This window comes from Mycetocola sp. Y719, assembly GCF_056713205.1.
In genome coordinates, this window is sequence record NZ_JBWYGY010000001.1 from 1,235,070 (window position 1) to 1,248,195 (window position 13,126).

The following is a 13,126-nucleotide window of genomic DNA, read 5'->3' on the forward strand; positions in this document are numbered from 1 at the left end:
CGTTTCGCTCAACCGGCGATGAGTGCTGTTTCGCGGACCGCGCGCAGTGCAGGTGCCAGCGCCCCCAGTTCGTCGATCAGGCCGTCGAGCTGAGCCACCTGTCGGTCACTCGGGGTGAAGAACCCGTCGTCGACCTGACTGGACGCTTCCATGATGTCGACGTGGGTGCTCGCCGCGACGAGCCCGAGGGAGGACAACACCGGCCGCAGCGCGGCGGCGCCGAAGGCTCCACCACCTCGTCCGCCGTAGCTGACCAGCCCGACCGGCTTCCTGCCCCATTCGTCGAAGAGGAAGTCCAGTGCGTTCTTGAGTGCAGGCGCGTAGCTGAAATTGATCTCGGGTGAGACGAACAGGAACGCGTCCGCCTGCGCCACCCGCGTACTCCACGCGACCGTGTGCCTGCGACTGTACTCGTGCAGCCGAGGCAGCCGCACTTCATCGACCATCGGCAGATTGAGTTCTGCCAGGTCGACGAAGTCGATGTCGAAGCCGCCGCGTTCCGTCACGTGTTCGTGGACCCAGAGGGCGACGGAGAGTCCGCACCGCCCTGGTCGTACGCTACCAATGATGACCATGAGTCTGATCGGGGTTTCGGGCCCCCGGTCAGTTGGGTAATTTTCCAACATAAGGGTTATGTCTCCAGCAAAAGGAGAAACTGGGGGCAGCAGTCCTCGCGGGATTCGGGGAGGTACTCGGGTGGGGCAACCCTTCGTACGTGACCTCTAGCATGCTCTGCTGGAGCGCCCCTGCAACCCCCCACTATGGGGCTGATGACACGGAGTGTCATCCTGTGATTCGGATCGTGACGCTACTGTGAGCAATCGCTCTTCTGCGACGCAGACCCCGACTCCTAGAGTGTGTCCATGGAGCTCCAATCGACTCGCCGCCGTGCTGCCGGCCGCGCTGTGCCGCTCGTCGCACTCGTCCTCGCCTGCTTCCTGCTCGCCGGCTGCTCGGCCGCAGGGAGCTCGGACAGCGAGAGCCCGGCCGATGGCGGCGCGATCCCCGGCAGGGACCTCGGATCGTCTGAGGATGGCGGCGGTATCGATGAGGGTGCTCTGGATGCCGACCGCCAGGTCGTCAGCACCGCCTCGCTGTCGCTGACATCGAACGACCCGGTCGCCGCGGCCGACTCCGCCGTCAAGATCGTCCTCGATGTGGACGGGCACGTCGACAACCGCACAGACACCCCCACCGATGACTTCCAGGAGGAGTCGTCGCAGCTGGTCCTGCGGGTGCCGTCGGCAGACCTCGACGCGACGATGGTCGAACTGAAGACTGTCGGCGAACTCGTCAGGTCGTCACTGAGCCAGAGCGACGTCACGACCCAGGCCGTTGACCTCGATGCCCGCATCTCGGCCCTCGAGACCAGTGTCGCCAGACTGCTCACGCTGATGTCGCAGGCCACGACCACCGCCGACCTGATCGACCTGGAGTCTGCACTGTCCCAGCGCCAGACCGAGCTCGACGGGCTCTCCGCCCAGCGCGACGCCCTCGGCGACCTCGTCGACTTCGCGACCGTCGAAATGTACATCTCGACACCGGGCGAAGTGGCCGGTGCTGCCCCCGGCGACTTCTGGGGTGGCATCGTCGTCGGCTTCCAGTCCCTCATTGCGTTCTTCGGCGGCCTGCTCGTCGTCGTCGGCGTGATCCTGCCCTGGCTCATCCCGGTCGGGCTGCTCGCCCTCCTGATCTGGTGGCTGGTCCGCCGTCGCGACCGCTCCGCGACCGCCCCACCGGCGCAGGGTGGCCCTGGCACGACGACGCAGGACGCCATCCCCCCACGCCCACCGCTCCCTCCCCGGCAGGAGGAAGCCGGGGTCGACGGCGCCGTCCGATAGAAGGCAAGCCCGCCGGGACCCGGGCATGAGCCGACATACGATGGGCCCATGACGACTCTGATCGACAGCCCGGCCGACGCCGAGCGCCGTGTCGCGCTCACCAGGATGAAAGGAACAGCGACGGCCCTCCTCGGGCTGATGGCCGTGATCTTCTGCGTGTCATTCGCGCTGCAGGACGAGGTGCCGTGGCTGGCATGGGTCCGGGCGGCGAGCGAGGGCGGCATGGTCGGCGCGATCGCCGACTGGTTTGCCGTCACCGCCCTGTTCCGGCATCCGCTCGGGTTGAAGATCCCGCACACCGCGATCATCCCCCGCAGGAAGGATGAGATCGGCGCGAGCCTGGGAGAGTTCGTCGAGTCGAACTTCCTCTCCGCCGCCGTCGTCCGACAGAAACTCGAGTCGATCGGCGTCGGCCGAACGATCGGCGCGTGGCTGGCCCGCCCGGAGAACGCGGCCCGTGTGGCAGACGAAGCCTCGAGCGCGGCACGCGGGATGCTCGAGCTCCTCGATGACGACGACGTGCGGGATGTCGTGGAACAGCTCGCCCGCACCCACCTCATCGACCCGGCGTGGAGCGAACATGTCGGGGCGTGGGGCGAGCGGCTGATTGCGGACGGCGGGCACCACAGCGCCGTCAACCTGTTCATCGACGGTCTCGACGAGTGGCTCACGGCGAACCCCGAAGCGTTCTCCCGGCTCGTGTCCGCACGGCTGCCCGGCTGGCTGCCGTCCTTCGTCGACCGTCTCGTCGACGAGCGGATCTACCGTGAAGCCGTCGACTTCGTGCGGCGGGTGCGGTCGGACGACCGGCACGCGGCCAGGCTCGCCCTCGACACCTACCTGTCCGAACTGACCCGCAAACTCCAGGAAGACCCCGAGACGATCGCCGCCCTCGAACGGGCGAAGACCGAGGTGTTCGACAGCCCACGGGTCCGCGATCTGGCCACCCGGGCGTGGAACACGACGAGGCAGGCCCTCATCGTCTCACTCGAGAACCCGGAGAGCGGGCTCAGAACCCAGCTCGCCGCCACCCTCGTCGACGTCGGCCAGCGCCTCGGACGTGACGACCGGCTGGCCGGCAAGATCGACGACTGGGTGACGGATGCCGCCGTCACGCTGGTCGGAAATCATCGACACGAGATCGCCGGCATCATCGCCGAGACCATCGAACGCTGGGACCCCCAGGAGACGAGCGAGAAGATCGAGCTGCAGGTGGGCAAGGACCTCCAGTTCATCCGGATCAACGGCACCGTCGTCGGCGCACTGGCCGGACTGGGGATCTACACGGTGGCGACCGCCCTGTTCGGCGGCTGACGCCAAGCTTTCACCTTCCGGTCAGCTGGGCGCAGCAGGACATTCGGTTGCCGTCGACCCTCGCGGGACAGTCTGAGGGCATGAGAGTCGCACTGGTTGCCGAATCATTCCTGCCTCACATGAATGGAGTGACCCACTCGCTCCTCCGCGTGCTCGACCACCTCGCCGAGCGCGGCGACGACGTTCTCGTCATCGCGCCGAAGGCATCCGCCACCCCGACCGAGCTCCACGGGTACCGCGTCACCTCCCTGCCCGCGTTCTCATTGCCGTCGTATCCGAACGTTAGGCTCGCAGCGGGAAGCGTCGCCAGGCTGAGCCGGATCCTTGCCGCGTTCCGTCCTGACGTCGTGCACCTGGCCTCCCCGTTCGTGCTGGGGTGGCGAGCGCTCCGCGCCGCTGAACGACTCGCCCTTCCCACGGTCGCCGTGTACCAGACCGATGTGCCCGCGTATGCCAGCAGGTACGGGTTCCCACTCGCCGAACCGTTCCTCTGGGACCAGGTCAGGCGCATCCACGGGAGCGCCACTCTCAACCTCGCACCGTCGGGTTACGCGCTGGCGCAGCTGGAGTCGCACGGAATCGGGAGGACCCGACTGTGGGTGCGCGGGGTCGACACCGAGCGGTTCTCCCCGGCTCGGCGCGACGACGGCTGGCGGCGGCTGGTCGCCCCGAACGGCGAGCGCGTCATCGGCTACGTCGGCCGGCTGGCAGCCGAGAAGCAGGTGGAGGACCTCAGGGCCCTGGCCGGCATCCCCGGTACCAGGCTGGTGATCGTCGGCGACGGACCCCTGCGCTCCCGCCTGCAGCGGCTCCTCCCCCACGCCGTGTTCCTCGGCTTCCTGGGCGGTACCGAGCTGGCGACCGCCGTCGCCGGTTTCGACGTCTTCGTCCACCCGGGAGAACTCGAGACCTTCTGCCAGACCATCCAGGAGGCTATGGCGAGCGGTGTCCCCGTCGTGGCAACCGGCAGAGGCGGCCCGGTGGACCTGGTGGACTCGAGCCGCACTGGCTGGCTCTACCGACCTGGCGACCTCGACGAGTTCAGGGACCGGGTGGCCGATCTCACCGGTGACGAGACGAAACGACGGGCGTTCGGCGCCGCAGCCAGGCTCGCCGCAGAGCCAAGGACCTGGAAGAGCGTCTGCAGCGCCCTGATCGGCCACTACAGTTCCGCCATCGAGATCAACGCCGACCAGTGGACCAGCCGTCTGGCCAGGCGGGGACGGCAGGACGCGTAACGACCGGGCGGCCGTTGACCCTCTCGCGCCGCGGTGCGACGATGGAGCCATGGCAGAGCAGAAGACCCTTCCGAGCTCGAGCGATCCCGCCGAATTTCTTCGGTCGGTCGAGAGTGACGCACGCAGGGCAGACGCCGAACGACTGCTCGCCATCATGACCGACGTCACAGGAGAAGCGCCGGTGATGTGGGGATCGACCATGATCGGGTTCGGTGCCTTCCACTACCGGTATGCCAGTGGCCGTGAGGGAGACTCCATGAAGGTGGGGTTCTCACCGCGCAAGAGCGCGCTCACGCTGTACGGCCTGCAGGGTCACCCGGGCAGTGCCGACCTGCTGGCGCGGCTGGGCTCCCACACACTCGGCAAGGGCTGCGTGTACGTGAAGAAACTCGAGAGCGTCGACGAGGACGTTCTCCGCGAGCTCATCGCCAACGGATTCGAACACGCCGAGGCATCACTCAACTCCGCGTCCTGAGCCGGCCGCCGTGTTTCAGTCGGACGATGAGGAGCCTGGCGGTGAGCAGGCCTGCTGGCTGACCCTGGTCTGCGACGTCTGCGGCGCACTGAACGAGCGCGAAGCCGCGGTGTGCTGGCGGTGCGACACTCCCGTGCAGGTCGCCCGCTGAATCAGGCCAGGTCGATGACGGCCGCCGCGTGACGACCGGGACGCGAGCCGGGCGAACGCAGCACACCGTCGTGAAGCTCGAGGACCCGGTCGGCACGTTCCATCAGCAGGGGGTCGTGTGTGGTGACGACGGCGGCGACACCGCGGGAGTGCACGAGGTCGCCGATGAGGTCCATCATGTCGGCCGCCGTGCGACTGTCGAGCTGCCCCGTCGGTTCATCGGCGAGCAGGATGCGCGGCGACGAGGCGAGCGCCCTGGCGATGCCGACCCGCTGCTGCTGCCCGCCGGACAGCTCGTACGGCCGCTGGTCGGCATGCGAACCGAGACCGACCAGGTCGAGCATCTCCGCGACGACCCGCGAGCGGTCGGCCGGGTCCGTCCGGGTGATCCGGAGGGGGACCTCGATGTTCTCCGCGGCAGACAGGATCGGGATCAGGCCGAACGACTGGAAGATGTAGCCGAGTTCGTCGCGCCTCACCGCCGCGAGGTCCTGCTCGCTCATGGTCCCCAGCTCACGGTCGCCGACCCAGACCCGGCCGTGCGTCGGCGTGTCCAGGCCGCCGAGCAGGTTCAACAGGGTGGTCTTCCCCGACCCGGACGGACCGCGCACGACGAGAAGCTCCCCCGCGTGCGCCTCGAGGGAGACGTCGCGGCAGGCATGTACGTCGCCGGCAGCCGTGGTGAAGACCCTGGAGACCGATTCGGCCCGAAGTGCCACCGTCATGATTCCTGCCCGTCCTCTGTTCTGCGCCCCTGGCCGCCCTCATCGCCCGGCCAGACGCCGACGTGGTCAGGCTCGAGCGCCAGTCGCACCCGGTCCTGCAGCCGGAGCGCAGACGTGAACTCCTCGGGCAGCTGCAGCCGCCCTGCACGGTCCATCACGGCGAACTCCTCGGCGATGCTGTACTCCGTTCCGTGTTCGTCGGTCTCCATCCGTCTGAGCACTTCGGTGGATGTGCGACCGTCACGGATCTGGATCGTCCTGCGGACATGTCCAGACACCGCCGGGTCGTGGGTGACGATCAGGGTCGTCACCCCGCTCTCCTCGTTCACCGTCCGCATCGCCGCGAGGACCTCCGTGCTGGTGGCCTCGTCGAGTTCCCCGGTCGGCTCGTCGGCGAGGAGCACCTTCGGAGCGTTCGCCATCGCCACAGCGATTGCCGTGCGCTGCTGCTGCCCGCCCGACATCTCGAACGGCCGCCGGTCGCGGCAATCGCCCACGTCGAGCAGCTCGAGCACCTCAGCGACCCGGGCTTCCCGTTCCCTCGCGGTCGTGCCGCCGGCGACCGTGAGCGCCATGGCGACGTTCTCCGCTGCCGTGAGGTACGGCAGAAGGTTCCTCGAGGTCTGCTGCCACACGAATCCCACACTCCGTCGCTGGTAGCGGATGCGTTCGGCCCGCCCCATCTCCAGCAGATTGTGCCCGGCGACATGCGCGACGCCCGCCGTCGGGGTGTCGAGACCGGACAGGATCGTGAGCAGGGTGGACTTGCCGGAGCCGGATGCCCCGACGAGCGCGACCATCTCACCTGGGTCGACCCTCAGGTTCAGTCCCTGCAGCGCCTGGACCTCGATGCCCTTGGCCGTGAAAATCCTGACCAGGTCGATGCACAGGATGTCCGGTGGTGTTCCTGGAACCATCATTCCTCTTCTCCCGTTCCGATCGTGCCGGATCGGTTGACACGGCGGAGCAACCACGTCGCTGCGAGCACCCCGCCACCGGCCACGATAACAAAACTGCCGGTGATGACAGCGGTGAGCAGCGGGTTCATCGACACAGAGGGCTGAACCGTTCCACCGGTGAACGGCCGCAGGTCGATCCCCGCGATCACCAGGTACGGGAGGACGTGGCCGAGCAGCACGCCGACCACGACGGCCGTTGCGAGCATCGGCCCGAGCTCCCACCAGACCAGACGGCCGTTCTCCCTCCTGTCTGCACCGAGGATCCGGAGCATCCGCAGGACCCGGTTGCGCGCTGGCGCGTTGACCACGAGCGTGATCACGAGTGCGAGAGCGCAGAGAAGCCCGGTGACGATCAGGGTTGCCACGAGGGTTCCGGTCAGGCCGGAGACCACCGGATTGGCCCGTTGCTCGTTCGCGGCGGAGACCGGTGACGTGACATCGGAACCGGGGCCGAGGATCGACTCGATCTCGCCCGCCAGTTCCGGGGTGTCCACGCCGTCGACGAGGTCGATCAGGACGATCTTCGGGGAGAAGTCCACGTTGATGAGGTCGTCGGCGACCTCCCTGTCGATCAGCGCCCACGTCCGTCGACTCGACAGCGGGGTCTCGCTGGGAACCACACCCGCCACGTCGACCGTCTCCGACCCGAGCTCGATCCCGGTGGCGGGGCCGAGGGCGTCAGCGAGCTCCGCGGAGACGAGAACGGATGCACCGTCGCTGGCGGGCACGGTGAGCTCGGCTCCGAGCGGGAGGGCTCCAGGGGCTCCGTCTTGAACGGCGCGGAGAGCATCGACGTCGACGACGAGGAAGGTCACGTCTGTGCGCGTCCCGTCGATGACCGTCTGGGTCTGTGCTTCGTCGTAGACGACGGCGAGGCTCTCGACACCGTCGAGTCCTTCCATCTCGGCAACGCCGTCGCGGGTAACCACGGAAGACTTCGCGCGGAGGTCTGCGCCCACCTGGGTTCTGGCGGCCGTCGAGATGCCGTCGTCGAGCGTGGTGAAGAACACACCGGAGAAGACGGCCACCGAGACTCCGACCGTCATGGCCAGGACGGGGACGACCCCGGCGACAGGGTCCCGCAGCGCTCGAACCGATCCGACAAAACCCGTGAGGCCAGCGCGTGCCCGAGTGACCCGGACGAGGCTGCGCAGGGGAATCGGGTACACCCGGAGTGCGAGAACGCAACCGGCGAGCGAGAGGAGCAGCGGTGTCGCCGCGAGGAGCGGATCGACGCCGGTCTGCTCGGCAGACGTCGTCAGCCCGCGGGTGAGAAGCAAGGCGACGGACACCGCGGCAAGGGCAACGACGACAAGCTCGAGAAGCGGCCGGGTCCCGCTCCGGTCGCCCAGGTCGGATCTGACCTGGCGGAAACTCCCCGGGCTGCTCGCCGCGAGCAGGGCAGCGGGCGCCAGCCCGACGAGGAGGCCGACAACGACGGCGGGGGCGCCGACGGCCAGGTTCCCGGGCCGGAGGATCGTTCCGGCGATGGTGCCGATCACGGCAGCGGGAAGGCCGATCAGAAGGCCTTCGACAGCCAGGGTGCCCCGGACCTGTCCGTCGGTTGCTCCACGTGCCGCCGCGAGCACCAGGCCGGGGCGACGCCGGGACGCGATCAGCCCTGCGGCCAGCCACACCACCGCGAAAGCAACCCCCAGCGGACCGGCAACCACGAGGGCCATGACGGCGTTCGTCGCCTGCACCCGGTCGATCGACTCCTGGATGGTGGAGAGTGCGCCGCTCGTGAACGCCCGGGTCGGCGGGGCGAGGCTGAGAAAGTCCTCCGGTGGTGTGACCTCGTACCGGACGCGGGAGAACTCGCGGATGGACGTGGCGAGAGGTTCGGCGTCTGCTGCGTGGATCGCGGATCCGTCGAGCGGGAACCAGACGCGGGTCTGGACGCGCACCCCGACGCCTGCGGACTCTGGCCACGATTCGGGGTTCACGTACGCCCCGCCGATGTACGTCGGAGGGGAGACTCCGTCATCGATGATCGACGGGCGGAGGGTGGCGAGGGTGTGATCCCAGTACGGGTCGTCGCTCGCCCGCGCGTCGAAAGTCCCGGAGAGCTCGACGGATTGTCTGCCCCCGTTCGCGACTCCGATCGACCGGACCTCACCGACCGGCCATCTCATGAACGATGCCGTCGCCTCGGACAACGCCACCTGCATGACTCCGGTTGTCGGCACAGGCGAAGTGACCGCCGCGGGGAACTCGCCGTCGACGAGCTCGATGTGGTCCTCCATCCGCGGGTCGAAGGTGAGGGAGATGAAGTTCCGCTGGCCACCGGTGTCGTCTGCACCCTCGACGATGACCGGATCGTATGTCGCCGTGTATCTGGCCGCACCCACCGCTGACTGCAGGAGCTCCGGCATATCGCTGCGCACGTCGGCCAGTTCCTCGTCGAACTTCCCCCATACCGCCTCCAGGTCGGCAGGCAGGTCGGTGGACCCGGCTTCCCGTGGCGCACCGGATGCGGGCGGGATCCTGTCGTTCGACATGATGTCGCGCTGGGCGGCGGACAGCCGGGCGAGGTCGAATCCCAGTCCTGCCGTATTCGACGCTTCGATGGTGCCTGGCGTGAACGCGAACAGCGCAGCGATCGCGAAGGTCAGCACGGCCACGAGCAGGGAAGCGCTCACGTCTGAGGCGATGTGCCGCCAGAGCAGCCACCGGGCTTCGACTCGGGAGCGACGGGCGGTCATCGGGACTCCGCTCGTATTCCCCGACGGGCATGAACGTTCACGCGGCTTGCGGACAGAGTGGCGATCCCGACGGCGACGACGAGGAAACCGGCCAGAAGGGCGGCGAGCGGCGGGAGCGCGAAGCCGAACCCCATGGGCACGCTCCCCGGTGTCGCCCCCACCGCCGCGCGCGAGAGCACCTCGACGGTTCCCGCAGAGACCAGGATGCCTGCACCGAGACCGAGGACGACAGCTGTGTCGAGAATCGCGACGAGTTCGGAGAAGCGGCTCCGCGCCTGGTCTCTCTGTGGCATCCCGAACGCACGCAACACCGCGACGTCGTCCCTCCCGGCGACCGCGAGAGTGGCCGTCATGGCCGCGAAACCGACCGCGGCGAGGAGGAGGGCGCCCGCCATCCCCCACCACAGGACGGCGAGGACCGGTTCGAGGAGGAGGGAGCTCGACTCGGTGGCGCGCGACGTGACGAGACTGGTGTGGTTGGACAGCGCCCCGACGGCAGCGGTCACGGCGTCCGGTCGATCGGTTCGAAGCCACACGTCGCCGGGTTGCGGAATGCGCTCGGACGTCCGCAGGAGGTAGTCGTTGAGGCTGGGCAGGTCGGCACTGATGCCCTGGCTTCCCGTCGTCCCGGGAAGAACCGTCGTCGTACCGACGATCACGGCCTCCACAGATGCGCCGGACCCTGCCAGGCGAAGAGACAGCCGGTCGCCGACGGTCGCAGCGACCCGAGAGGCCGTGCTCTCCGTCACCACGACGGCCAGATCCTTCGCCTCTGCGTCGCCGCCGACCATCGCGCGGCGGGTGGGGTCCCGCCACGACAACGTCAGCTCCAGGGGCGCGGGGAGAGAATTCCCTGCTAGGGTCACGGCGACGTTCTCGGCGCCCTCGGATCCGGACAAGCTCGCCTCTGCAGCCTGGATCCGCCAGACGCCGGCCGGAGGATCGACGGTGAAGGTCACGGTCTCACTCGCGTCGCCGATCGTCGTCGTTCCGAGTGGGAATCGCGTGAGTGCTCCGTCTTCATCGGCCATCCAGAGGAAGGCCCCCACTGTCCCCTCACTGTCTGCGGTCGGCGCCGCGACCGTCAGGGTGATGCTGACGGGGCCGCGCTCCAGCGGAGTTCCCGCCGGCTCGGCGGCGAGTGCGTCCGCGAGAGCCACGGCATCCGCTTCTCCACCGGGAAAGGTCATCAGACCGGGGACGGCCGCCGCACGGACCGCGATGAAGGGAATCGCGTCACTGCCGACGGTCGCCTCAGTGGCGAGCACGGGGGCGGCCGCCTGCACTCCGGCCAGTGCCGCATATGGGACAGCCGAAACGAAGGACCCGTCGTCACGGATGCTGCTGGACACGTCGATCGCGACGCGCACGTCAGCGCCTGTGCGAAGCGCCGCTGCCCGGTCGTCGAGGGTGCGCCACCCGTTCTCGTACCCGGCCGCGAACGTCGCACCTCCGACTGCCAGGGTGACCAGGAGAACCACCAGACCGTAGATCGGGAGCCGCCTCGCCATTTGTCGGACGGGGAACACCGGGAGCATCCCCGGCCGGGCAGCGGCGAGCCGCTCCACGGCCGTGAGGATCGGAAACAGCAGCAGGAGGCCGAGGAGCCCGACGGCGAGGAGAGTCGCCGTGGGCGCGACGACCGCGATCGGATCGACCTGTCCGCCGCCTTCCCGAGCCCCGTAGAGTCTGAGCTGCCAGAGCGAGACCGCAGCAGCGATCACGGCGATGACCGTGGCACCCGATGTGACGGCCAGAGCACGGCGCGCCGTCCCGATGTCCCGTGCCTCCCGCTCCGAACGTCGAACCGCGAGCAGGGACGCGATCGCCACGGCCAGGGCGACGGCCAGGGCGACGGGCCAGAGGGATGCGACCTCCGAGGCCGCGGTGCCTCCGGCGATGAGGGCGAGCAGGAGCCACGCGCCTGCCGCGCCGATGGCGGCGGCGGGCAGTGCGACGAGCAGGGCCTCGGCCACGGTCACGGCCGCCAGCTGCCCGGCTGAGAACCCGCGGGAACGGAGCAGGCGGGAGTCGGCGGTACGCGCGGAAGCGAGCAGCCGGACGAGCTGCCAGACAGCCACGAGCCCCAGTGTCGCGACGAGGGCGATGGGCACCACGGCGATCGCGGTGACGGTGGCAAGCCGGTCACCGATCACCTGGAGCGTGGCGGCCAGGGTGCCCCGGACGGTGGCGGAGTCGACTGTCAGGTTTTCATCGTCGGCGACGCGTGCCTCGAGCCGGGGCAACGCCGCCGAGAGTGAGGCGATGTCCTCTGCGGCGACGACCGACGTGTCAGGCGCCACTTGCCAGCGGACCGTCGCCGGCACGTCGAGAGAGGCCAGCTCGTCCTCTCCGAGAACGAGCGGACCGGCGACATCGCCGTCGGCTCCTGAGAGAATCGCCGGCTCGGCGAACCAGTAAGGGTCGGTCGCGTCGTTCGGGCGCCACGTGCCCACGACGGTGACCGGCTCAGGCGATTGCGCGAGGTCGAGCACGTCTCCGACGCCGACGCCGAGACGCTCGGCGGCATCCGCCTGCATGGTGGCCTGGTCTCCCATCCCGGAGTTCCCCGCCCAGTCGCCGTCGACCAGGCTGGCGTGGTCCTCCAGCTCAGGGTCGACGCGCAGCAGGACCTGTGCCGCATCGAGCGGTTCACCGGGTCTCGACACCTCGACCGCTGACGACTGCACGGTACGGACCACCGTCACCGGCAGATCGCCGAACACGGTATCGAACTGCGCACTCGCTGCTGCGGTCTGGGCCTCGGGGTCGTCGGACAGGTTCGTCTCGATGAGGATCGCCGACGCGGTCGGCGGCGCAGTCTCCAGCGTCGAGCGGATGCCGGACTCCGACGCCGTTGCGAGGAAGGCCGCGAGGCCGACCAGAAGCGCGACGATCATGGCGGCGACGAAGCCGATGGCTGCCAGCAGGCCAGCGTGCGCGCGCGACCGCTTCGCTGCCAGCACCAGAGGACCCACTGCCGAGCCCTCCCCGATGTCTGTTCCCAGCGGCCTTCGCTGTTCGTCCGACCGATCGGTGAACGATGACTTCACACTATCCGCGCCGCGGCCGCCAGCTGGGTGACGCCGCGCGCTCAGAGAACGCGATTGCCCTGCGCGTCGAGGAACGTGGTGTCAGGCATCCGTCTGGCGATGATCTGAAGCGCCGCGTAGCCGTCCGGTGTCGTCTGCGGCCAGTGCCACGTGCGGACCTGTGGTGCTGAGGGAAGTGCAGCCTCGAACAGGTCCACCTCGACGCCGGTCCTCAGGTGTTTGGCGGGCACGACGATGCCGAGCACCCGGCCCTGCTCGTGGAGGGTGGCGAACTGGATGCGCGACCCGGTCTTGTCGTCCCGGACGATGAACTCGCGGGATTCGGGGTCGTCAGGTGGGATCTCGGTGGTGTCGAACCGCGCGGACCCTTCCGCCGAGAATGCGCCCTTCATCCTCCGGCCGAAGAGAACGATCACGACAACGAGCATCGCCGCAATGGCGACTCCCCAGAGCCATCCACCTGGCACACTGTCGAACATGGGACTCCTCCTGGCTGCAGAAATCCCAGCTTACTGATCGGCGTCGGTACGAGACGCAACCAAGTGTTTACACACCCGAAACAGTGAGGACTACTCAGGTTCGTCCGGTGAACTTAGAGTGGCACCACCGGACGCGGAACCCGCACCTGCCGCATCCGCCCGGACGCCGACGATGTCGCTCTGACCT

At 68.6% G+C, this 13,126-nt stretch carries 11 protein-coding genes; 5 read left to right on the plus strand and 6 right to left on the minus strand.

Translation table 11 applies throughout. The annotated features are described in order from the left end of the window. Window positions 1-8: 8 nt before the first annotated feature. Window positions 9-575, minus strand: coding sequence for an NADPH-dependent FMN reductase (locus AC1M0F_RS05780; RefSeq protein ID WP_480237229.1), 567 nt, complete (start codon window positions 573-575; stop codon window positions 9-11). A 288-nt stretch (window positions 576-863) separates the two neighbouring features. Between AC1M0F_RS05780 and AC1M0F_RS05785 the strand changes: the two genes are divergently transcribed. The 5 genes from AC1M0F_RS05785 to AC1M0F_RS05805 all read left to right on the plus strand — a co-directional run bounded on the left by AC1M0F_RS05785 (window position 864) and on the right by AC1M0F_RS05805 (window position 5,019). Then, entirely contained in the window at window positions 864-1,841 is a 978-nt protein-coding gene (locus AC1M0F_RS05785) for a DUF4349 domain-containing protein (protein WP_480237230.1), read from the plus strand. 48 nt (window positions 1,842-1,889) lie between these two features. Continuing rightward, on the plus strand, window positions 1,890-3,155 hold the full coding sequence (locus AC1M0F_RS05790; protein WP_480237231.1) for a DUF445 domain-containing protein: 1,266 nt from the start codon (window positions 1,890-1,892) through the stop codon (window positions 3,153-3,155). Between the two features lie 80 nt (window positions 3,156-3,235). Further along, complete coding sequence (locus AC1M0F_RS05795) at window positions 3,236-4,393, plus strand: glycosyltransferase family 4 protein (protein ID WP_480237232.1); 1,158 nt, start codon at window positions 3,236-3,238, stop codon at window positions 4,391-4,393. A 49-nt stretch (window positions 4,394-4,442) separates the two neighbouring features. Then, entirely contained in the window at window positions 4,443-4,868 is a 426-nt protein-coding gene (locus tag AC1M0F_RS05800) for a DUF1801 domain-containing protein (protein ID WP_480237233.1), read from the plus strand. 10 nt (window positions 4,869-4,878) lie between these two features. Next, on the plus strand, window positions 4,879-5,019 hold the full coding sequence (locus AC1M0F_RS05805; protein ID WP_480237234.1) for a hypothetical protein: 141 nt from the start codon (window positions 4,879-4,881) through the stop codon (window positions 5,017-5,019). Between the two features lies 1 nt (window position 5,020). Here AC1M0F_RS05805 and AC1M0F_RS05810 read toward each other — a convergent pair whose 3' ends face one another. From AC1M0F_RS05810 to AC1M0F_RS05830, 5 genes are all read right to left on the minus strand, one after another. Further along, complete coding sequence (locus AC1M0F_RS05810) at window positions 5,021-5,743, minus strand: ABC transporter ATP-binding protein (protein ID WP_480237235.1); 723 nt, start codon at window positions 5,741-5,743, stop codon at window positions 5,021-5,023. Further along, window positions 5,740-6,660 carry an ABC transporter ATP-binding protein gene (locus tag AC1M0F_RS05815; protein WP_480237372.1) on the minus strand — a complete coding sequence of 307 codons (921 nt, stop codon included), beginning with the start codon at window positions 6,658-6,660 and terminating at the stop codon, window positions 5,740-5,742. Before AC1M0F_RS05815 ends, AC1M0F_RS05810 begins: the two co-directional genes overlap by 4 nt. Beyond that, window positions 6,660-9,407, minus strand: a complete 2,748-nt coding sequence (locus tag AC1M0F_RS05820; protein WP_480237236.1) for an FtsX-like permease family protein — start codon at window positions 9,405-9,407, stop codon at window positions 6,660-6,662. Before AC1M0F_RS05820 ends, AC1M0F_RS05815 begins: the two co-directional genes overlap by 1 nt. Then, window positions 9,404-12,373: an FtsX-like permease family protein gene (locus AC1M0F_RS05825; RefSeq protein ID WP_480237237.1), complete on the minus strand. Its 2,970-nt coding sequence runs from the start codon at window positions 12,371-12,373 to the stop codon at window positions 9,404-9,406. The genes AC1M0F_RS05820 and AC1M0F_RS05825 overlap by 4 nt, the downstream gene beginning before the upstream one ends. Window positions 12,374-12,501: 128 nt before the next feature. Next, window positions 12,502-12,939 carry a hypothetical protein gene (locus tag AC1M0F_RS05830; RefSeq protein WP_480237238.1) on the minus strand — a complete coding sequence of 146 codons (438 nt, stop codon included), beginning with the start codon at window positions 12,937-12,939 and terminating at the stop codon, window positions 12,502-12,504. Window positions 12,940-13,126: the final 187 nt, after the last annotated feature.

Coding starts and splice junctions, on each gene's coding strand:
- AC1M0F_RS05780 (WP_480237229.1), bottom strand. CDS start 575: ATGGTCATCATTGGTAGCGTACGACCAGGGCGGTGCGGACTCTCCGTC.
- AC1M0F_RS05785 (WP_480237230.1), top strand. CDS start 864: ATGGAGCTCCAATCGACTCGCCGCCGTGCTGCCGGCCGCGCTGTGCCG.
- AC1M0F_RS05790 (WP_480237231.1), top strand. CDS start 1,890: ATGACGACTCTGATCGACAGCCCGGCCGACGCCGAGCGCCGTGTCGCG.
- AC1M0F_RS05795 (WP_480237232.1), top strand. CDS start 3,236: ATGAGAGTCGCACTGGTTGCCGAATCATTCCTGCCTCACATGAATGGA.
- AC1M0F_RS05800 (WP_480237233.1), top strand. CDS start 4,443: ATGGCAGAGCAGAAGACCCTTCCGAGCTCGAGCGATCCCGCCGAATTT.
- AC1M0F_RS05810 (WP_480237235.1), bottom strand. CDS start 5,743: ATGACGGTGGCACTTCGGGCCGAATCGGTCTCCAGGGTCTTCACCACG.
- AC1M0F_RS05815 (WP_480237372.1), bottom strand. CDS start 6,660: ATGGTTCCAGGAACACCACCGGACATCCTGTGCATCGACCTGGTCAGG.
- AC1M0F_RS05820 (WP_480237236.1), bottom strand. CDS start 9,407: ATGACCGCCCGTCGCTCCCGAGTCGAAGCCCGGTGGCTGCTCTGGCGG.
- AC1M0F_RS05830 (WP_480237238.1), bottom strand. CDS start 12,939: ATGTTCGACAGTGTGCCAGGTGGATGGCTCTGGGGAGTCGCCATTGCG.